This is a genomic window from Saccharopolyspora sp. ASAGF58, assembly GCF_012277335.1.
GTDB classification, from domain to species: domain Bacteria; phylum Actinomycetota; class Actinomycetes; order Mycobacteriales; family Pseudonocardiaceae; genus Saccharopolyspora; species Saccharopolyspora hattusasensis.
This window is the reverse complement of sequence record NZ_CP040605.1, coordinates 11,322-34,402: the sequence shown is the minus strand read 5'-3', so window position 1 is coordinate 34,402 and position 23,081 is coordinate 11,322. Positions and strand designations below refer to the sequence as shown.

The window sequence follows — 23,081 nt, the reverse complement described above, 5'->3', positions numbered from 1 at the left end:
GTGTTCGAGCCGATCGCCATCGTCGGTCGTGGGTGCGTACTACCGGGCGCACTTGACCCGGATACGTTCTGGGACAACATCATCGAACGCCGGGTCAGCCTCACCCGGGTTCCCGAAGGCCGCTGGAGACTGCCCGCCGGCGACGTGCCACTTGGCATCAGCAGTGACATCGGCGGTTATGTCTCCGGCTTCGCCGGTGTCTTCGATCCTGACGGGTTGCAGGTCGATGCCGCGCGGATCGGCGTGCTGGACGAGTCGTATCGCTGGGTACTGCACGGTGTGCGTCAAGCACTGGGGGAAGCAGGCGTCGGCCAGCCCCGCGAACGTGCCGGACTGGTGCTCGGCAATCTGTCGCTGCCCACGGACGGCATGGTGCGTTTTGCCGAGAGCGTGTGGTTGTCCGACCAGACGCCCGCTGTCCGGGCGGTTTTGTCCGGCCTGCTCGATGGGCCCGAACCCAGCGCGCTGAACCGGTTTTCCTCCGGTATCCCGGCGCATTTCGCGGCCGCCGCGCTCGGCTTGGGTGCGGGCGCGTTCGCGTTGGACGCGGCGTGCGCATCGTCGCTCTACGCGATCAAGTTGGCGTGCGATCGCCTGCACGATGGCACGGCGGATCTCATGGTGGCGGGCGCGGTCAACCGGACCGACGATCTCGCGATCCACCAGGCGTTCAGTGCGTTGTCCGCGCTGAGCCCTACCGGACGCAGCCGTCCCTTCCACCGCGATGCCGACGGCCTGGTCCCGGCGGAAGGCGCGGCCTTCGTCGCCCTGATGAGGTTGTCCGACGCCCTCGCCGCGGGCGTCCGGATTCGTGGCGTGATTCGGGGTGTCGGACTGTCCAACGACGGACGGTCGAAGGGCATCCTGGTGCCCACCGAGGAGGGTCAGGTTCGCGCGCTCCAGCAGGCCTATGCCGACGCTGAGATCTCGCCTGAGTCGGTGTCGCTTCTCGAGTGCCACGCGACCGGCACCAGCCTCGGCGATGCGGTCGAGGTTCGCAGCACCTCGCGGGCCTTCGCCGGGGCGCGGGATCTGCCGATCGGTTCGGCGAAGTCGAACACCGGCCACCTCATCACGGCCGCAGGAGCCGCCGGTGTGCTGAAGGTGCTTGCCGCGATGGACGCCGGCATTCGCCCTCCAACGCTCGGAGCCGACGAGCCGGTCGAAGCGCTGCGCGACACCCCGCTGCGCCTGCTGCACGAAGCCGAAGCGTGGGAAGGCCTCCGTCGTGCTGGGATCAGCGCGTTCGGCTTCGGCGGCAACAACGCCCACCTGGTCCTCGAACAATGGACAGGCGACAACGTGGTCGTGAGTGCGAAAACGGCCTCTGGCCCGTCTTCGCACTCACGACCCGATGAGGTCGCGATCGTGGGGATCGGCGCGCGAGTCGCCGACTGCGCGGACTTCGACGAGTTCCGCGATGCTCTACTGCGTGGGACCCCCCGCCTGAGCCCGGCCGTCGATTACGCGGTCGCCGTCCCGGAACTTCGCGTGCCACCGGCGGACCTGCAGAAGGCACTGGGCCAGCAGGTGTCGATTCTGGAGGCCGCCCGCGAGGCGGTGCGCGATGTCAGTCTGGTCCGGGATCGGACGATGGTGCTGGTCGGCATGGGTTGCGATGCCGAGGTAGCCCGCTATCCGACCCGCACCCGCGTGGCGAGCAACCTCGGCGAATCGGACCTACGCGAGCGGTATCCGGACGCTTTCGCGCCGGTACTCGACGCTTCCGCGGTCGTCGGCACGATGCCGAACGTCGTGGCGAACCGGATCAATGCCCAATTGGACCTGGCCGGACCGAGCTTTACCGTCTCGGCGGAGGAAGCATCCGGTCTGGTGGCGCTCGAAATCGGTGAGCGAGCCTTGCGCACGCGGGAGGCCGACGCGGTGTTGGTCGGTGCCGTCGACCTCTCCCACGAGCAGGTCCACCGCAAGGCTCTCGCAGACCTGAACATCGACGTCCCACCCGGCGATGCAGCCGTCGTGCTGGTCCTCAAACGCCTCGACGACGCGCGCGGAGACGGCGACGACATACTCGCCGTCCTCACGGACCCCCAACCGGATGTCAGCCTCGTCGTGGGTGACGGCGCAATTTCAATGGAAATCGGGGATTCGATTTCCATTGAAATTGCGGACCAGCAGAACCAGGTGACTCATCGCTGCAGAGAATCCTTCGACCCCGCAGGCGTTTTCGGGGTGCCGCATGCGGCCAAGGGGTTGCTGGCCGTGGCGTGCGCCGCCGTGGCCGTGCGGCACGGGGCGATACCGCGTATCGACCAGCCGGCCGATCCACGTGTCGACCAGTCGGCTGGCCCGCGTGTCGACCATCCGGCCGATCCGTCCGTTGGCCGTCGGAGCGCGGCTGTGGCGGTGTCGACGCTGGGGTCGCAGGAGCGACATCTCGGACTCCGGGCTGACTCCGCGGTTGCGTGGATCGCCGATGACGTCGGCAGATTGCACGTGTTTTCCGGCGCCGATGCAGCCACAGCCCTCGCTGCCGCGCGGGCAGGCCGGGAAACCGACACGGGACCCGCGCGACTGGTCGTCCTGGCATCCGACCAGACTCAGCTGCACGATCGGATCGGGGCCGCCGAACGTTGGCTGGCCGGGCAGGGCCTCCAGCCGGAAGGGGTGGCGTTCCGGAACGAACCGATCGCGGGCGAAACGGCGTTCGTGTTCTCCAATGGTTCCGCCAGCTACCCGCGGATGGGGCGGGAGGTCATGCTCGCGCTGCCGGATATCCGGCAACGAGTCGAACAGCGTTGTGGGTCGCTGACCGAACTGATCGGATGGGCGTACGCCGGGACGGCACCACGTGCGTTGGACCAGATTTGGGGCGCGTCAGTACTCGGCCAGCTGCACACGGAGATCACGCGGGGCTTGCTCGGCGTGAAACCCACCGCGGTCATCGGCTATTCCTCGGGAGAGTCCAGCGCACTGGTCGCGATGGGCGCATGGCGCGACGTACCGCGGCTGGTTGCGGAGGCCGAGGACTCCGTGGTGTTGACCAGCGCGCTCGCCGGGGAGTTCGCCGCCGTTCGCCGGGCGTGGCGGCGGCACGGCGTTACGGGCGAGAAATGGGCCGCCTACATCGTCAGCGCATCAGCGGAAGCCGTCCGCGAGGCCGTCGCCGGCGAACCCGCCGTGCACCTGATGGCGATGAACGCGCCCGGGGTGAGTGTTCTCGGCGGCGAATCCGAGGGGTGCCAGCGGGTGCTGCGGCGGCTGGGACAACCGAACGCTCTGCGGCTCGACTACGACATTGCCGCGCACGTCCCGGAGGTCGACGAGGTACGGCGAGAGTATTGGGAGCTGCACCGCCGGCCCACCTTCGATCTGCCGGACGTGCGCTTCTACTCCTGCGCCACCACGGAGCCGTACGTGGTGACCGCGCAGAATGCCGCCGACGCCGTGACCGCGCAGGCGGTCGGCACAATCGATTTCATCGGGACCGTCGAGCGGGCGTGGCGCGACGGGGTCCGGGTGTTCATCGAGCACGGGCCGCGCGGGCTGTGCACGGGATGGATCCAGCGGATTCTCGGCGACCGGGAACATGTGGCCGTAGCGCTGGATTCGGCTGACGGCCGGAGTTTGCGCCAGCTAACACGCGCGGTCGCGGAACTGGTCGCAGCGGGTGTCATCGTCGACCACGAACGGCTCCTCGGCGCGCTGGCGACCGGTCGGCCCGCGCCACGCCCCGTGGTCGAGGCCTTCGCCACCGCGGCACATCCACCGCCGATCGTGCTACCGGAACCGCACCCGGAGCAGCGAATGCATCCGGCACCGGTGCTTCCTTCCGTCGGCGAGATGTTGGCACCGGTCCCGGATCCGGCGGGTGAGCCGCTACTGCCCGTCCGGACTCCGGCACCCGTCCGGACTCCGGCACCCGTCCAGGCTCCGGCACCCGTCCGGACTCCGGTCGAGAGGGCGGCACTCCACGCGGACGGCGAATGGCACCGCATCGTCGCTTCGACGCACCAGGAGTTCCTCGAAAGCCATGCCCAGGTGCATCAGCAATACCTCGCCCTGCTCGAGAAATCACGCATGGTCCTGATGCGCCGCCCCGGTACGCCCGGTCGGGGCGAGGTGCAGGGCACCGTTGACCAAGCACGTTGGTCAGAGGCGCCCTTGACCCAGCACCCGACCGGGCAGTTGAGCGGCCCGGTTTTCGGTCGGGAGCAGCTTGTGCAGTTGGCGAGTGGGCGGATTTCGGAGGTGTTCGGGCCGGAGTTCCGGGCGCAGGACGGGTTTCGGCGTCAGGTCCGGATGCCCCAGCCTCCGATGCTGCTGGCCGACCGGGTGACCGCGATCGATGCGCCGCGCGGGCGGTTGGGGACCGGCACGATCTGGACCCAGACCGACGTGGCCGCCGATGCGTGGTATCTCGATCCGGCTGGGCGCATGCCGGCCGGTCTGGTGATCGAGGCAGGACAGGCGGACTTGCTCCTGATCAGCTGGATGGGGGTGGATCTGCTCAACCGTGGCGAACGCGTTTACCGGCTGCTGGGCTGCGAGCTGACTTTTCACGGCAGCCCACCCATGCCCGGTGAGATGCTCGACTTCGACATCCACATCGACGGTCACGGCGACCACGGTGGCATGCGCCTTTTCTTCTTTCACTACGACTGCCGGGTCGACGGCGAACTCAGGCTGAGCGTGCGCGGCGGCCAGGCGGGGTTCTTCAGCGACCATGAGCTTGCCGACACCAGCGGCGTCTTGTGGGATCCGGCCGGCGAGACCCCCGAACCCGCTCGCTGGCTCGATGAACCACAGGTGGTGTGCTCGGCGCGCAGCTTCGCCGCCGAGCAGGTCGCCGCATTCGCGGCTGGGCGGCCGGACGACTGCTTCGGCCCAGAATGGCTGTGCACCCAGGCGCACGTCCGCACCCCGCGCATCGCCGGCGGAAAGATGCAGCTGCTGCGCGAGGTCACCGAGTTCGATCCGGCCGGCGGTCCGTGGAAACGCGGTTATCTGCGGGCGGAAACACCGGTCTCCGCCGCCGACTGGTTCTTCGAAGGCCACTTCAAGGACGACCCGTGCATGCCCGGCACCCTGATGTACGAAGGCTGCCTGCAGGCAATGGCCTTCTACCTTGCGGCACTCGGGTACACCGTGGACGCCGACGGCTGGCGGTTCGAGCCGGTGACCGGCGAGCCGGTGGCAATGCGCTGTCGCGGCCAGGTGACCCCGGACAGCCGGTCGATCACCTACGAAGTGTTCGTCACCGAAGTTTCGGCGGGTCCGGTACCGACCCTGATCGCCGACGTGCTGTGCACGGTGGACGGGGTCAAGGCATTCCACGCGAGACGAGCCGGGCTGCGCCTGGTGCCGGATTGGCCGCTGGCGACCTTGGTTCCCGTTCAGGATGCCGAAGTCGGCAGCGGCATCTTCGGCCGTTCCGGGCTTCTCGCATCGGCCTGGGGCAAGCCGACCGATGCGTTCGGCCCCGCGTTCGCCCCGTTCGATGGCGTCCGGCGTTCGGCGCGGTTACCGGGGCCGCCGTACCACTTCATCTCGCGGATCGTCTCGGTCGACGCGCCGCAGGGCGCGATGACCGCGGGCGGTCAAGCCGTCGCCGAATACGACCTGCCGGCGGATGCCTGGTACTGGGCGGAGAACGGGTATCCGGTGATGCCGTTGGCGGTATTGATGGAAGTGGCGCTGCAGCCGTGCGGGTGGTTCGCCTCCTACGCGGGATGCACGCTGTCGTCCGAAGAGGACCTTCTTTTCCGCAATCTGGACGGCAGCGCCACTATTCTCGGCGAGGTGGACCGGTCGGTGCAGACGCTACACACGACGGTTACCCTGCTGGACATTTCCCGGTATTCCGGGACGATCATCGTCTCGTTCGCTGTGGACGTCGAGGCCGATGGGCAACGGTTGCTGCATGCTTCGAGCGTGTTCGGTTTCTTTCCCACACAGGCATTCGCCGAGCAAATCGGCCTGCCCTCTGCCAGCAGCGAGCGACTATCGGGCGACTCGTGTCGAGAGCTGGTTCCCTGTGACGGGCATGGCTCGCTGCGACTGGCTGGTCCGATGCTGCTGGTGCTGGATCGCATCACCGGGTACTGGCCCGACGGCGGCAAGGCCGGGCTCGGCCGAGTGGTGGCGGAGAAGGACGTCCGGCCCGGCGAGTGGTATTTCAAGGCCCACTTCTTCCAGGACCCAGTGCAACCGGGCTCGCTGGGGGTGGAAGCGATGTGCCAGCTGCTGAGGTTCTACATGATCGACCGCGGTCTGGGCGATGGCCTGACCGACCCGCGGTTTTCGTTGGTGACCGATCGGCCGCTGACCTGGAAATACCGGGGACAGGTCACGCCGGCCAACCAAACGGTGACGGTCGAGCTGGACGTGCTGGAACTCGGCGAGGACCCCGACGGCCGCTTCGCGGTGGCCGACGCTTCGCTGTGGGTCGACGGCGCCCGCATCTACCACGTCCCAGAACTCGCACTCCGCGTCGTTGAGCAGAACCCGTGAGCCCTTGGGCGTTTTTACAACTGAGCCCATGAGATTCACGTCTTACTGGCCGGCCCCAAGCCTTGGACCCGAGCGAGACCGATGCCATTCTCAGCCGTTTCCCGCTTGGCCGGACCCGCCGATTTTGCCCGAGACGGCCCGATTTCGCCCGAGACGGTCCGATTTCGTCTAGACGGCCTGGTGTTCTGCAAGCGTGCAGTCACGGGGGACGCAATCGGCAGTTTGCCCTTATCCCCGTGCCCTCATCAGATCGCTCCGGCTCTCATCGCAAAGGCCACCGCGTGCGGCCGGTTGCGCAGGTTGAGGCGACTGGTCAAGCCGTAGATGACGTTCTTGACCGTCCGTTCCGAATAGCACAACTTCTGCGCGATCTCCGCGGTGTCCAGACCGCCGGCCATCAAGCGCAGCACGTCGGCTTCGCGGTTGGTCAGCCCGGAAGCGTTCAAGCCCTTCGGCGTCAGCACTTCGCGCTGCAGGTGGTCGACCTGCTTCAGCAACTCCCCCAGCAGGTCGGGCGGCATTACGGCGCCGCCTCTTGCCGCGGCGATCACGCTGTTGACCAGTCTCGTCCCGGTCGCGGCGGTTCGCGGCAACACCGCCACCACGCGGGCTTCGACCACCCTCAGCACATTGGACGGGTCGAGTTCATTGGTCACCAGCACACGAGGAACCGGCACCTGTTGTGCCGACTTTCGCAGCTCAGCCAACACCTTCGAGTTGACGGGATCCGCAGCGAATACGATCACGTCGGCTTCGGCTGGGCTCGGAACAAGTAACAACTCCGACCGCGACTTCAGGTAACTCGTCAGGCCGGCCACGGTGATCGGGTCTGCTGCCTGCACAGCCACTCGCACTTGGTCCATCAGGATCTCCCACACGCTCCGTGACAATGTGGTCTCAGTGTGCGAAGGCTGTCTTCACGAATTCTCTACGTCGTCTCCACGGCGTGATCTCGGACTCCGACCGCTGCACCGCGTACCCGGCTTCGTCTGGCAGGTCGGGCATCGCCAAGAATTCCCTCTCTATTTCGGCGCCGTCAACCAACCATGCCCGAAACTCGTGCCGACTGTGGCCCTCGCAAGGAGAACTGACCTTTCGTGTAACCCTCTTTGCCCCCGTTTCACTCGGGGTGGCCTATGGCGAGACGCCTGTCACAGCCGCTTGACCGTCTCAACGACCGTCCCCGCGCTGCGGAGCTCGGCGGCGGCCGCGGGCCCTACAGCCACGCCGCGGCTGCGGGAGAAGGCCAGGCGATGACCAGTGTGGTGGGCGGGCAGGTGGAGATCACCGGCCTGCGCGGTGGGCGAGCCCACGTGTAGAGCCATCGTGCCTGGTCACCAGTCGTGAGTGCAAAAACCGGCTGGAGCCCGCTTTCGTACTCACGACACCCGGCCTGCGGCAACGGCACCCTGCACCGGTCGCGATGGAGGTCACGAACAAGCTCGGAGCCGGAGCGAGGCCGATGCCTCTTTTCTTCTATCGCCCGGATTAAAGGGGCACACTCGTCGGGCTTTCGTGGTGGAATGCCGTGTTGTCTGGCAACATCCTTCCGATGTCGCGTGTGCGGCGTTGAATGCGCGCATGACGAGAAGTGGTGAGGGGCGATGCTTGGTCAGAAACGTTGGTTTCTGCTGGCAGCCCCACATCCGCTTGCTGATGTCACGGACAGGTTTCTCGACTGGATTCGCCAACCTCGCTCAGGGCGAATCGCCCAGGTGGGGCTGGAGACCTTTACTTGTGGGACAGCTGTGCGGGGCGTCGGGCTTTCGCACCAAGTTCAGGAGCGCGGCACGGGTCGACTCGACGCGCCACCGCAGGCGCGTCTTGCGGAGGTCGTGGTGTTCTGCAATGAACTCCGTGATCAGCGATGTGGCCGGTCGATCTCGGCCGCGAAGAAAGCCGACGCCGCCGTGAGAATCGCGTTGTCGCGCTTGAGAATCGCGTTGTCGCGCTTGACTTCCGTATTCTCCCGGCGTAGCCGTTGCGACTCCGCTGACTTTTCGGACGCTACACCCGCACGCGCCGCGGTGTCGGTCTCGCTGTGGCGAACCCATCTGCGCACCGTCTCGGCTGTCCCAACACCCGGTGGATCGGCCAGCGCCTGCATCGCTGACCGCTGCGGGGCATGCTCCCCGCGAGTCTCGGTAACCTTTCGGACAGCCCGCTCACGTGACTCCGGCGGGTGCTTCTTCGAACGAGACACGACTCTTTTCTTCCCCACAGATGAAACCCGGGAACGGACCGGGGCGGCTCAAGACTTTCTAGGCGCTGGTTTGCGGATGGGGTGGGTGTGATGTTTTCGTCGATCATGGTGCCGGAGGGGGTGCGGCGGCTTTTTCAGGTGTTGACCGGTGAGGACATGACGGATGCGGATGAGGGTGTGTTGTTCGCGGTGGCGGATGCGTTGGAGTCGGGTGCGGCGGAGCTGGGTGAGGTGCGGGCGTTGGTGGCGGAGCTGGTGGGGAAGGTGCGGACGGAGTTTTCGGGGAAAGCGGCGGACCGGTTCGCGGACGGGTTGGGGATTTTTGATGGGTTGTTGTCCTCGGGACAGGCGGGGTTACTGGATTTAGCGGCGTTCGTGCGGAAGACGTCGCAGCAGGTGCGGTATCTGAAGCTGGTGACGATTTATAGCTTGCAATTGCTGTGGATAGAGATGGCGTGGGCGATGCAGTTTGCGGGGGCGACCGCTGGTGCGTCGCTGTTGTGGCTGGCGGCGCGGATGGCGGTGATGCGGTTTTTGTTGACGACGTGGTGGGGGCAGTTGTTCATGCGGTTGGCGATGATGGCGGCTGGTGGTGTGGTGTTCAACGTGCTGCCGGACGTGCCGGCCCAGCTGCAGATGCTGGGTGAGGAATCGGCTCAGAAGTGGGATAGGACGCTGACCGAGCAGGCGGCGGGGATGGGGGCGTTCTCGGCGTTGGTGGCGCTGCCGTTGTCGGCGGTGGGCGGTCTGGTCAGCAACATGTTGACGAAGGTCCTGGTGAAGGGCCTGGGCGATGACGTGGACGCGGCGATTCTGGAGGCGGCGGCGAAGAAAGCGGTGGCCGAGCACGCGGAGTTGTATCCGGTGTCGGCGATGGCGAAGTTCGCGGACGCGGTGGGCAAGAGCCTGGATAACTATGCGGGGATGTCGGTGGGGACGATGTGGTGGGCGCGGTTCGGGCATAGCGTGGGGGAGGCGGTGGAGAACGCGTTGTCGGAGTTTTTCGGGGAGGCGGGATATTTGGCGGCCACGGGCCAGGAGGTGACCTGGAACCCGTTTAGTTTGACGGCGGGTTTCTTCGAGACGGTGTTCAGCGGTGTGGGCAACCTGGCGGGTTTGGCGTTGCGGGGCAAGCTGCACCCGGAAGGCCCGAGCCCGTACCTCGAGAGCACCGGCGGGGGCGGGGGCGGCAGCGACGATGGTGACGGGACCGGTGGGGAGAAGACCCCGCTGCCGGGGGCAGGGTCCGGGTCGCAGCCAGGGGACATCCCTGGCACCCCGGACAAGGACAGCACGTTCATCCCATCCGATGCCTCGCAATCGGATGCCTCGGATGCCTCGCAATCGGATGGCTGGGTTGGCTCGGGTTCCGGGGCCGGGTCGGATTCCTCGAGTGTGTCTGATGTGGACTCTGTGTTCTCGGATACCGGGTCGGTGGATTCGGCGGCGGTGTCGGTGCCTTCTGATGATGGCCTGGTGGTGCCCGCTTCCGCTGTGGTGTCAGCCGTTGTCGTGGGCGGCACGGACGGTAAGGACGGTAAGGACGGCACGGACGGCACGGACGGTAAGCGGGGTGCCGATGGCAGTGTGCCGGGCAGGGACGCGGCCGGTGATGTTCCGGTGGCGCCGGGTGCCGGGCAGCACCGGCCGGGCACACCACCACCCGCGTATTCCGGTGGGGTACCGGGTGTTGACCCGGACCGGCCGGGCACACCACCACCGCCGTACAGTCCGGAGCCCGGTGACGATCAGGCCGTGCCCGGGAAGCGGCCGCTGGAGGTGTCTGCTTCGAAGACACCGGACTCCCCGACAGTGACCCCACATGCTTCTGATGTGCCCGCGGATGCCGCGCGCCCGGAGACAGTCAGGCCCGGGTCTGTCGAGGAATCTGACGATCGAGTGCCTGCGGATGCCGCGCGCCCGGGGACTGTCGGGTCCGGGTCTGTTGTGGACTCCGGCAGTGGTGTGCCCGCGGATGCCGCACGCCCGGAGACTGTCGGCTCCGAGTCTGTTGTGGACTCCGATGGTCGTGTGCCTGGGGCGTATCCGGGGTCGCCGGGTGGGGTGACCGGCCGCGATGGGGATCCCGGTGTGGACTCGGTTGCGGGGCGCGGGGGTGCGCATCGCCAGGACGGGTTGGTGGTGTCGGCGGATTCGGTGACACTGTCCGGGGAGGGGTCGCCGGCGGCGCCGTCTCTGGATCGGGATCCGGCGGCGGTGTTGCCGGCGGGCTTGCCGGCGAACGTGGTGCGGGTGCCGGTGTCCGCGGAGGCGGTTGCTGGTGGCGGGTTGGCGGAAGTCGTGCGGGGCGCGGATTCCACGGGTGGGGCTGTGCTGCTGGTGTCCCCCAGCGATCCGAACGTGGGTGTGGTGGTGACGCGGGGTGAGGGGTTGGCACTGGCGAAGGAGATGGGCCGCAACGTTGTCGCGATGATGCCCGGACAGGGCGGGCGCGAGCCGCAGTTAATGGTGTTCCCCGCGGATGGTTCTCGTCCCAAGCCGCTGGCCGGGCCCGGTGCTGCGGTACTGACCGGCGGGGGTAGGGGCGTGGCCGGTCTGGCGGACGCCTCGGTAACGGTCCCGGCCGCCGGTGACAAGACGGTGGCCCGGGGTAAGACACCGGCTACCGGGACGGGGTCTGCCCAGGCGAGGTCGGTGGCTGGGGAGGGACAGCCCGCGTCGACCACGCCCGGTGCCGGGGCGGGCACGGTGCGGGATACCGGTCGGATACCGGTGGGGCAGTGGTCGCAGCCGGAACTGGACGGCGCGATCGCCCAGGCGAAGTTGCTGCGCTTGTCCAGCAGGGAAAAGAAAGCGGCGAGGCAGATTGTGCAGCTCGCGCATGACGTCCAGGGGTTGGCTCGTGCGGATGCCGTTGTGCCGTTGGAGGATGTGGTGGCGCTGGTCGCGGCCAAGCGCCGCGAGCTCGGCGGTGATCACCAGGGCCGCCGCGAGCTCGGCAGGGAGCACCGGGATCAGGTGGTGGAGTTTTCCCAGGCGCTGGCGGACAGGCTGGGTACGCGGGGCAGCGGGCTGAGAATCCGGGCCGGGGCCGGACCAGCACGGCCGTCCGCTTCCGTCCCGGTGCCCTTCGGTGAGCTGAAGCCTCCGGTAGATGGGGGGTCTCAGCTGCGTGGCGGCGACGCGGAGGGCGACGCGGAGTACGCGCAGGATGGGTCACCGGGGTCGCTGCCGGATGTGGTGGATGGCCGGCGTGTGGTGCTGGTCGTGGAGGAGTTGGCGGGGCTTTCTTGGGAGGGGCGGGCGGCGCTGGACGCCTTCGAGGCAGCGACAAGAGTGCCTGCGGAGCCGAGGCTGGCCGATGTTGATGGTCACAATGTCATGGCGGACATGCGGATGCGGCTGGACTGGTTGGGTGTTGCGGACGATGCGGTGGTGGTGAGGAGGCGGAAGACGACGTGGAGGGTCCGCAGTGGGCGATCGTCGGATCCGGAAGCACCGGTGTTGGTCGAGGAGGGCATCGACGCCCGGTATGTGAAGGGCGAGTACGCGCAAGGGAGGCCGTTTAGCGCCAAACGGACCGACGACTTGTGGGAATTCCTGACCCAGAGAGCGCCGAATCAGCGGTGGGGGGTGCCGCGGCATCTGGATCCGGACAGGGTTTTGCCGCCGGATGCCGAGTTGGAGAACATCGGGGAGTCGGTGGAGTTCTTCGTGCATGTGGTGGATCCGGCGGGTGGCAGGGTGGAGTACGGGCTGGCGGATCCGGGGTTGTGGCGTCGTGGCCGTGAGGTCGAATGGGGTGGGTTGTTCGCGGCTTTGCAGGATGAGGGTCCTGCGGAGTTGATGGATTTGGTCAACCCGTCGGTGCGTGAGAGCCGGTATCTGGCTCAGGTGTTGGGGGTGGATGAGGCTACGGCGCGGGTGTGGCGGATGTGGTCGTACCTGCCCGAAGGGTATGCCGAGGCGTTGCGGCGGGTGATCATCGGGTCGGTGGTCAGCACCTATGGCGGGCGGGAGGAGGTCAAGAGTCTGGTCGAAGAACTGCTGCCGGACGGTCCGCCGTACGACGAGCGGTTGGGTGCTCTGGGGCAGTTCATGGTGGGCCTGGCCGATCGCCGCCGTCGGTTGGGGAGGTGGGGCGAGGAAAGGCGTGACTTCCTCACTGCGGCCGATTACCGCGACCAACTGCGGGATGAGGTGGACGAGCTCGGTGGCCTGGACGAGGTGGTGCTTGCCGGGAGCAGGCCCGACATCCGGGTGCCGGTGCTCGGCGGTCCGGCACCGCAGCGTGCCGGTGTGTCAGGCCGGCAGCCCAGTCCGCGGGAGCTGAACGTGCTGCGCGAGCTGGTGCACGCCCTGGACGGTCATGAGCTTGACTACCTCAAGCGCTTCTACGGTGATAACGGGGACGCCGGGGCGATCGGCGTTCTTCCGGAAGACGGGAGCGGGTTCCGTCTTGGCCATGGTGATCGTGCGGTGGTGCGTGGGATCTTGCTGGACGCGTTTCTCGCGGCGTTCGGCGGGCCGGAAGGCGTGGTCGCGCTGGCTAACCGATTGCGGGAGAGCCGGGGCCCCCTGCAGCAGCTGGGCTTGGAGATGGCGTCGAAGTGGGAGCTGGACTGGGGCGGGTATCCGCGACGGCAGCGGGACCCGGCAACCGTGGCGACGGTTCTCGGTTTGCGGGCCATGGAGGATTGGTTGCCCTGGAGGCCGGGCGATCTGGTGAAGTACGTCGCCGAGGATGCTGTTCCGGCGGGAGTCCCGGATGGGGATTTGGTGGCTCACCTCGGCACGGCCCGCGCGGCCTTGGAGGCCGGAGTTGACGAGTCCACGGCTCAGAGGTGGCGGGACGGCAGCCAACAGCCCAACCCGAACCATCTGCAGCGGATGCGCGCGGCTGCCCGGCTCCCGAGCTCGGAGCTGGTGCGTTACCTCGGTCCGGGCCGAGCACTCGAGGTGACCGATACCGGCGGCGGGTTTCCTATAGACGAGTCGGAGGTATGGGGGTGGCTGGCGGGCGTCGGCGAGCCCCCCGCGGGGGAGCCTGCGAAGCTGCGCCTGGATGTTTTGCGGGCTATCCGGGATGGGCTCGTCCCGCCAGCGCCGTCCAGGCGGTTGGGTTGGAGCAAGAACTGGATACGGGAGGCTGAGCGCCGTCTCGCGTGGGCCGATGCCAAGAAGGGAGGCCCGTTCCCGTCCGAGGCTTGGGAACAGTGGAAGAAGGTGACGGCCTCAGTTCCGTCTCTGCGGCCCGAATCGCGAGAGGTCATCGATGGGCTGGGGAGGTCGCTGAGGGCTTCGGTCAACTACATCGTTGTTCAGGTTCTGCTCGGCAATGAGATCGCGAAGGTCATGGTGGCGGGCTCGGGCATCGTGATTCCCAAGGCGGGTCCCAAGGCGGCAACGGAGTTGCTGGATCAGATCGCCGACAGCGTCCGTGCCGCGGAAGGCATGCTGCATTCTGGTGTGTTGCGGCGGGTTGTGGGAGGTGCGGCGAGTGAGGAGTTCCAGGCCGCGACCGGGGGTGTTGTCCCACAGCCCCGGCTGACCGGTGGCCCCGCTGCGGTGCGGGAGTTCATGGAGCAGTGGGCGGGGCCTGAAGTTCATTTCCTTGTGCTGAGGATGCCGCCGGCGACCTCGTCGTGGGGAGAGACCTCGCAGGGTGCCCCGCGGGCAGAGTATGTGACGGGCAAGGATGCGACGAATGCGTTCCTGGCCTCTGGTTATTTCTTTAAAAACGGGCCGGCGCATTATTTCGTGGACGCGGTCCAGGGTGATGGCAGAAGGATCCATCCCGGGTCGACGTTGTCGTTGGGTGTGATGGCGGCCGCGGGCGATGCTGTGGCCTGGTGGGCTGAACTGCGCGCCTTCGAGGGGGGCAGCGATAGCGATGATTCCTCAGCGTCCGCGTCGCAGGGGGAGGGTTCGCAGGCGGCGGCCGCCGACGTCATTCTGGGTGGGCCGGTGCAGGCGGCGTTGGATGGCCGGTTGCCGCGAGTGCTTGATTTGCCGGAGTCGGTGCGGCGGGAGCGGCTCGGTAACCTCGCCGGGATCGCGGAGGTGGCCGAGTTGGCGGGCCGGATGGAACTGCATCTGGAAGCGATGCCGGGATTTGATCCGGGCGGTGAGCGTAAACGGAACGTCGACGTTGCGAAACGCATGGTACGGCAGGGAGCCTGGACCGCAGAGGATCTGCAGTGGGTCAAGGACGGGTTGCCTGGGATGCGGGCGGTCGAGAAGAAATGGCGTGGCCTGGCGAGCTTGTCGAGTAGTGCTGCTGCGAAGCGGGAACTGCGATGGTCGAGCAATGAGGCCAATGTGGCGTTGGAGGAATTGTCTGGCCCGGCACGGAAAATCTTGTTGGACCGCGCATCCATAAAATTGGGGGAGTCATTTAATGGCTCGTCGCAAGCTGTAAGCGTGCTGGCCTATCACATGATGCGTGGAGACGGGGACGGTGAGATCGCGCGGGTACGGAACAGACTGGCCCGTATGTTGGTGGCCTTGACGGAGGTGAGTGCGGGGGCCGGGCCGGGGACGGGCCGGGGTGCGGGGTCCGAATCGGTCGGTGATGCGGGCGGGGTGCCCGCACTGGGTGGGGATGTGCGGCCGGAGTTCACTGGGGATGCGTCGGGTGATCCGGCGACCGCTGCGCGGTCGGAGTCCACCGAGGATGTGGTGGGTTCCACCGGGAGCGATGGTGGTGGGGGTGCGGGGACGTTCGGGCGCGGGAGTCCGGACTCCGAGGAGCGGTTCAAATCGTGGCTGACTGAGATCGCCTTTCTCCGTGATGATGGTCTCCGTCGGGCGTTCGGCCGTGATGGTGGTGAGGTATCGGGTGGTCAGGTCGACGACCCGGGGGCTTCTGCGTGGGATGCCGAGCCGAGCGCTGGCACTCCCACTGACGATGCGCGTGTGGCGGGTGCCGCGAGCGATAAAGCGGTGAGCGACGAATTCGATACCTTCATGAACAACGAACGGCCAGGGTTGCTGGAGCGGCTTAAGCGCGTGGGCGGAAAGGAGATGCCGTCCGGGAGCTCAATGCGCCCCGCGGGGTCTGTTGTGGACGGTGGTGGTGCTGTCTGGTCGGGCGACGTTGTTTCGCAGGACGATGGTGCTGGCGGTGTGACGGAGGGGCAGCGGGCCGACGGTGGTGCCGTCGAGCGGACGGCTGCCCAGGCGAGGTCGGAGGCTGGGGAGGGACAGCCCGCGTCGACCACACCCGATGCCGGGACGGGCACGGTACGGGATACCGGTGGGAAACCGGTGGGGCAGTGGACGCAGGAGGAACTCGTCCGCGCGATCGCCGAGGCGAAGAAGCTGGACCTGTCCAGAGACGAAAAGGAGACGGCCGGGCAGATCGTGCAGGACACGCATGGCGTCGCGGAGTTGGCTCGCCGGGATGCCGCGGTGCCGTTGGAGAATGTGGTGGCGCTGGTCGCGGCCAAACACCACGACCTCGGCCGGGACCACCGGGACCAGGTGGTGAAGTTTTCCCGGGAGCTGGCGGACTGGCTGCGTACGCGGCGCAGCGGGCCGGTCATCCACGCCGGAGCCGGGCCGGCACGGCTGTCCGATGTGGATTCCCGCCGGGTGCCCTTCGGTGAGCTGAAGCCGTTGAGGGAGGCGGTGGATGCGTGGGGGTCTGAGCCGCGTGGCGGCGGCGCGGAGGACGGGCGGGATGGGTCACGTGGGTCGTTGCCGGATGTGGTGGATGGCCGGAGTGCGGTGCTCGGCGCGGAGGATTTGGCGGGGGTGTCCGAGGGGGGACGCGCGGCGCTGGACGCTTTCCAGGCGGCGACGCGAGTGCCTGCGGAGCCGAGGCTGGCCGATGTTGATAGTCACAATGTCCTGGCGCACCTGCGGATGGAGGACTGGTGGGGTGTTGCGGGCCATGCGGTGGTGGTGAGGAAGTCGAAGACGAGGTGGCAGTCGGATCTGGACGGTCGGGAGTTGGTCGAGGAGAGCATCGACGCCTGGTATGTGATGGGCGAGGACGCGCCAGGGGCGAGGCCGGATCACGCCAAGCGGTCGGAGGATTTGTGGGACCTCCTGACCCAGAAGTCGCCGGATCGGTTGTGGACGGTGCCGCCGCATCTGGATCCGGACCGGGTTTTGCCGCCGGGTACCCAGTTGGAGAATATCGGCGAGTCGGCGGAGTTCTTCGTGCATGTGGTGGATCCGGCTGGTGTCCGGGTGGAGTACGGGTCGTCGGGTCCGGGGCTGTGGCGTCGTGGCCGTGAGGTCGAATGGGAGGGGTTGTTCGCGGCTTTGCAGGATGAGGGGCCTGCGGAGTTGATGAATATGGTCAACCCGGGGCCGCGCGAGAGCCGGTATCTGGCTCAGGCGTGGGGGGTGGATGAGGCCACGGCGCGGGTGCGGCGGATGTGGTCGTACCTGCCCGAAGGGCATGCCGAGGCGTTGCGCCGGGCGATCACCGGGTCGGTGGTCAGCACCTACGGCGGGCGGGAGGCGGTCAAGGCACTGGTCGAAGAATTGGTGCCGGACGGTGAGCTGTACGAGGAGCGGTTGAGCGCTCTGGGCGGCATCATGGTGCGCCTGGCCGATCGCCGCCGTCGGCTGGGGAGGTGGGGCGAGGAAGGGCGTGCCCCACAGGGTGTCCCCCGCAGCGCGGCTGAGTACCGCGCCGAACTGCGGCAGAAGGTGGCCAGGCTCGGTGGTCTGGACGAGGTGGTGCGTGCCGGGCGCAGGCCCGACATCCGGGTGCCGGTGCGCGAGCTCCGCGGTCCGGCACCGCAGCGTGCCGGTGAGCTGGGTCGGCAGCCCAGCCCGCAGGAGCTGAACGTGCTGCGAGAGTTGGTGCATGCCCTGGACGGTCATGAGCTTGACTACCTCACGCGCTTCTTCGGTTGGGACCACCAGGTCGCCGAGGCGATCGGCGTTTCTCCGATATTCGTGAGCGCGTTGCGTCTTGGCCGTCTCGGTGATCGTGCGGTGGTGCGCGGGATCGTGTTCGACACGATTGTCGCGGCGTTCGGCGGGCCGGAAAGGGCGGTCGCGCTGGCTAACCGATTGCGGGAGCTGGGCTCCCAGAGGGGCGAGCGAATGGCCTTGGACGGGGAGCTGGACCCCCGGAAGGGCGTGCAGGTGGCCTCACAAAGGCAGCCGGACCCGGAAACCGCGGAGAGGCTAATTTGGGCGGCGCGGACGGTTCTCGGTTTGCCGGCCATGCAGGATTGGTTGCCGTGGACTCTTCACAAGGTGGTGGACTACGTCGCCGAGGGTGCTGTTCCCGCCGAAGTCCCGGATGAGGAAGTGGTGCGCCACCTCGGCGCAGCCCGCGCGGCAAAGGCGACCCTTGTTCCCGAGTCCACGGCTCAGGCGTGGCTGGACGGCACATTCCAGTTCGACGGGTTCCATGTGCAGCAGATGCGCGAGGTTGGCCGGCTCTCGGGCTCGGAGCTGGTGCGTTACCTCGGTCCGGGCCGGGCACTCGAGGTGACCGACACCTCCGTCGTACTTCCTAGAGACGAGTCGAAGGTATGGGAATGGCTGGCGGGCGTCGGCGAGCCCGACGTGGGGACAGCTGGGGAGCTGCGTCTGGGGGTTCTGGGGGCTATCGCGGATGGGGTCTTGCAGTGGCCGCAGCCGTTGCGGCGGGTGGTGTGGAGCGAGAGCGGGATTCGGGAGGCTGAGCGCCGTCTCGCGTGGGCTGATGCCACGAAGGGGGATGTGTTCCCGTCCGGCGCCGTGGAACAGTGGGAGGAGGTGAACAACTCACTTCGGTCTCTGCGGCCCGAATATCGAGAGGTCATTGATGGGCTGGGGAAGTCGCTGAGGGCTTCGGTCAATTACATCGTTGTTCAGGTACTGCTGGGTAATGAGGACGCGAGGGCCATGGTGGAGGGCTCGGGCATCGAGATTCCCGACCCGGACAGCCCTGATCTGCTGGGTAATGAGGACGCGAGGGCCATGGTGGAGGGCTCGGGCATCGAGATTCCCGACCCGGACAGCCCTGATGCGGCGGCTACGCGGTTGCTGGAGCAGATCGCCGATCATGTTCGCGCGGCGAAGGGTTTGCTGCATTCTGGTGTGTTGCGGCGGGTGGTGGGAGGTGCGGCGAGTGCGCGGTTCCAGGAGGCCACGGGGGGTGTTGTCCCGCAGCCCCGGCTGACCGGTGGTCGTGATGCGGTGCGGGAGTTCATGGAACAGTCGGCGGGGCCCGGTGTTCATTTCCTTGTGTTGAGGGTGCCGCCGGCGGCTTCGCAGGATGCACCGTCGGCGACCCCGCAGGATGTTCCGCGGGCGGTGTATGTGCAGGGTGACGACGCGACTGCGTTCCTGGCCTCTGGTGATTTCTTTGAAGACGAGTCGGCGCATTATTTCGTGGACGCGGTCCAGGGTGATGACAGAAAGACCGATCCCGCGTCGGTGCCGTCGAAGGTGGTGGCGGGCGCGGGCGATGATGTGGCTTGGTGGGCTGAGCATGGCGGATTGGGTGGGCCGGAGCAGGTGGCGTGGCTGGATGGCCGGTTGCCGCGGGTGACGGAGTCGCTTGATACGCCGGAGTCCGAGTCCGTGCGGTTGGACCGTAACCTGGCTGGGATTGCGGAGCTGGCGGGGATTGCGGAGCTGGCCAAGTTGGCGGGCCGGATGGAACAGCACCTGAAGGCGATGCCGCCGGGATTCGATCCGGACGGTAAGCGCGCCTTGAGCGTCGAAGCTGCGAAACGCATGCTACGGAAGGGAGTCTGGACCACAACGGATCTGCAGACCGTCGCGGACAGGTTGCCTGTGATGCGGAAGGTCGAGAAGGCCTGGGACGACCTGGCGTCCCGGGCAAGAGAAGCGGCCGGCAAGCGGAAGCGACGCACCTCCGCTGATCCGGCTGACCCTGCTGATCCCGCTGGTGGTGTGAAACGCCTTCGTCTGGCCTCGCCTGATGGGGGGCCGGTCCAGGCCACCTCCGCCTCCGCCGCTGGCGGCGAACGTGGTGGTGCGGGCCCGGAACGGGCGGATCCTGGCGGTTTCGGCGGTCCCACACCGGGCCGCATCTCTTCCAGTCCTACGAGGCAGCCGGATCCGGATCCGGATGCGATCGAACCGGCGCCCCCGTTGCCGCCCGTGTTGGTTCCGGCCGCCTCTGGTGGCGAGACGGTGGCCGGGGGTGAGGCATCGGCTACCGGGACGGGGTCTGTCCAGACGAGGTCGGAGGCTGCTGGGGAGGAACAGCCCGCGTCGACCACACCGGGTGCCGGGGCGGGCACGGTACGGGATACCAGTGAGATACCGGTGGGGCAGTGGACGCAGGAGGAACTGGAACGCGCGATCGCCCAGGCGAAGAAGCTGGACCTGTCCAGCGACGAAAAGGAGAACGCCGGGCAGATTGTGCGGCTCGCGCATGACGTCGCGGCGTTGGCTCGCGGGAATGCCGTCGTGCCGCTGGAGGATGTGGTGGCGCTGGTCGCGGCCAGGTACCACGACCTCGGCCGGGAGCACCGGGCCGAGGTGGTGGAGTTTTCCGGGGCGCTGGCGGACTGGCTGCGTACGCGGGGCAGCGGGCTGAAAATCCAGGCCGGGGCGGGACCAGTACGGCTGTCCGAGGATTCCGGCGGGGTGCCCTTCGGTGAGCTGAAGCCGTTGAGGGATCCGGTGGATGCGTGGGGGTCTGAGCCGCGTGGCGAGGACGGGTCGTTGCCGGATGTGGTGGATGACCGGTCGGTGCTGGGCGCGGGGGATTTGGCGGGGGTTTCCGGGGCGGGGCAGGCGGCGCTGGACGCTTTCGTGGCAGCGACGGGAGTGCCTGCGGCGCCGAGGCTGGCCGATGTTGATGGTCACAACGTCGTGGCGTTCCTGCGGATGCTGGACTGGTGGGGCGTTGCGGACCGTGCGGTGGTGGTGAAGAAGCGGACGACGACATGGAAAACCAGCACATGGCAGTCGGATCTGAACGGTCGGGAGTTGGTCGAGAAGCGCATCGACGCCTGGTATCTGATGGGCGAGGACGCGCCAGGGACGAGGCCGGATAGCGCCAAGCGGCCCGGCGCCTTGTGGGACCCGCTGACCCAGAGGTCGCCGCTCGTGTTGGAGGAGGTGCCGTCGCATCTGGATCCGCACGAGGAACTGCCCCCGGACAGTCGGCTGGTGAACGTCGGGGAGTCGGTGGAGTTCTTTGTGCATGTGGTGGATCCGGCTGGTGTCAGGGTGGAGTACGGGTTGGCGGGTCCGGGGTTGTGGCGTCGTGGCCGTGAGGTCGAATGGGGTGGGTTGTTCGCGGCCCTGAAGGATGAGGGGCCCGCGGAGTTGATGAGTATGGTCAACCCGGGGGTGCGCCGGGACCTGTATCTGGCTCAGGCGTTGGGGGTGGATGAGGCCACGGCGCGGGTGTGGCGGATGTGGTCGCACCTGCCCGAATGGCATGCCGAGGCGTTGCGCCGGGCGATCACCGGGTCTGTGGTCAGCACCTTTGGCGGGCGGGAGGGGGTCAAGAATCTGGTCAAAGACCTGGTGCCGGACGGTGAGCAGTACGAGGAGCGGTTGCAGGTTCTGGGGCAGTTCATGGTGCGCCTGGCCGATCGCCGCCGTCTGCTGGAGAGGTGGGGCGAGGAAGGGCGTGCCCAACCGGGTGTCCCCCGCAGCGCGGCTGAGTACCGGGACGAGCTGCAGCGCAAGGTGGACGAGCTCGGTGGTCTGGACCAGGTGGTGCGTGCCGGGAGTAGGCCCGACATCCGGGTGGAGGTGCGCGAGCTCGACGGTCCGCCACCGCAGCGTGCCGGTGAGCGGGACCAGGAGCCCAGTCCGCGGGAGCTGAACGTGCTGCGCGAGCTGGCGCACGCCCTGGACGGTCGTGAGTTTGACTACCTCACGCACTTCTTCGGCGAAGTCTGGAACGTCGCCGAGGCGATCGGCGTCTCTGAGGGAGTCGTCCTCGAGTGGCGTCGTGGCCGTCCCGGTGATCGTGCGGTGATGCGCGGGATCTTGCTGGATACGATTCTCGAGGCGTTCGGCGGGCCGGAAGGCGCGGTCGCGGTGGAGGACCGATTGCGGGAGCTAGGCCGCAAGAGGGGCCTGCGGATGTTCGCGCACGGGCAGCCGGAGCGGGTAGCTACCGCCGTGCGGACGGTGCTCGGTTTGCCGATAATGAAGGAGTGGGGAGCGCGGACTCTGGACAACGTGGTGGACTACGTCGTCGGAAATCCTGTTCCCGCCGAAGTCCCGGATGAGGAAGTGGTGCGCCACCTCGGTCGGGCCCGAGCGGCCGCGGTGACCAACGTTTTCGAGTCCGAGGTTCAGGAGTGGCTGGACGGCAGTCGCCAGCCCCACGCGGTCCATCTGTGGCAGATGCGCACGGCGGCGCGGCTCTCGGGCTCGGAGCTGGTGCGCTACCTCGGCCCGGGCCGAGCAATCGAGGTGACCGGCGTCGAGGATTCTGTAGCAGAGCTGTATGCATCGGAGTGGCTGACGGGCGTCGACGAGCCCGGCAGGGGGCACGGTGGGAAGCGAAAAGAGCAATATGTATGGAAGTGGCTGGCGGGCGTCTCGAAGCCCTCCGCGGAGCAAGCCGGGAAGCTGCGCCGGGATGTTCTGCGGGCTATCCGGGTTGGGCTCGTCCCGCCAGTGTGGTTCAGGCGGTTGGGTTGGAGCGAGAACTGGATACGGGAGGCTGAGCGCCGTCTCGCCTGGGCCGATGCCCCGAAGGAAGACGAGTTCCCGTCCGACGCATGGGAACAGTGGAAGTCCGACGCATGGGAACAGTGGAAGAAGGTGGATGCCCCAGTTCCGCCTCTGCGGCCCGAATCGCGAGAGGTCATCGATGGGCTGGGGAAGTCGCTGAGGGCTTCGGTCAATTACATCGTTGTTCAGGTACTGCTGGGCAATGAGGTCGCGAGGGCCATGGTGGAGGGCTCGGGCATCGTGATTCCCGACCCGGGTTCTGAGGCGGCTGAGGCGGCCAAGGCGGCCACGGAGTTGCTGGAGCAGATCGCCGACCATGTCCGAGCCGCGAAGGGCTTGCTGCATTCTGGTGGGTTGCGGCGGGTGGTGGGAGGTGCGGCGAGTGAGCGGTTCCAGGCCGCGACCGGGGGTGTGGTCCCGCAGCCCCGGCTGACCGATGGCCCCGACGCCGTGCGGGACTTCATGGGGCAGGGGGCGGGGGACGACGTTCATTTCCTTGTGCTGAGGGTGCCGCAGGCGACCTCGCAGGATGCCCCGTCGGCGAGCCCGCAGGATGTCCCGCGGGCAGAGTATGTGACGGGCGAGGATGCGAATAGGTTCCTGGCCTCTGGTGCCTTCTTTGAAGGCGGGCCGGCGCATTATTTCGTGGACGCGGTCCGGGGTGATGGTAGAAGGATCGATCCCGCGTCGACGTTGGAGTGGGACGTGATGGCGGCCGCGGGCGATGCTTTGGCTTGGTGGGCTCAGCCTGACCGACTGGGCTCCGCGGGGCGGCCGACACTGTGAAGATTCTGGGTGGACCGGC

Annotated in this window: 5 protein-coding genes; 2 read left to right on the top strand and 3 right to left on the bottom strand. The window is 67.5% G+C overall.

Going from position 1 to position 23,081, the window contains the following annotated elements; translation table 11 throughout:
- Positions 1–6,474: a polyketide synthase gene (locus tag FDZ84_RS00055; protein WP_168584155.1), complete on the top strand. Its 6,474-nt coding sequence runs from the start codon at positions 1–3 to the stop codon at positions 6,472–6,474.
- Positions 6,475–6,719: 245 nt separating this feature from the next.
- On the opposite strand, the gene FDZ84_RS00050 is transcribed toward FDZ84_RS00055, so the two are convergent.
- The 3 genes from FDZ84_RS00050 to FDZ84_RS00040 all read right to left on the bottom strand — a co-directional run bounded on the left by FDZ84_RS00050 (position 6,720) and on the right by FDZ84_RS00040 (position 8,581).
- Complete coding sequence (locus tag FDZ84_RS00050; RefSeq protein ID WP_168584154.1) at positions 6,720–7,337, bottom strand: LuxR C-terminal-related transcriptional regulator; 618 nt, start codon at positions 7,335–7,337, stop codon at positions 6,720–6,722.
- A 288-nt stretch (positions 7,338–7,625) separates the two neighbouring features.
- Positions 7,626–7,799 carry a hypothetical protein gene (locus tag FDZ84_RS00045; protein ID WP_168584153.1) on the bottom strand — a complete coding sequence of 58 codons (174 nt, stop codon included), beginning with the start codon at positions 7,797–7,799 and terminating at the stop codon, positions 7,626–7,628.
- Positions 7,800–8,335: 536 nt separating this feature from the next.
- Positions 8,336–8,581, bottom strand: a complete 246-nt coding sequence (locus tag FDZ84_RS00040) for a hypothetical protein (protein ID WP_168584070.1) — start codon at positions 8,579–8,581, stop codon at positions 8,336–8,338.
- 186 nt (positions 8,582–8,767) lie between these two features.
- Between FDZ84_RS00040 and FDZ84_RS37550 the strand changes: the two genes are divergently transcribed.
- Positions 8,768–23,062, top strand: a complete 14,295-nt coding sequence (locus FDZ84_RS37550; protein ID WP_210435371.1) for a hypothetical protein — start codon at positions 8,768–8,770, stop codon at positions 23,060–23,062.
- The last annotated feature ends 19 nt before the right edge of the window (positions 23,063–23,081 follow it).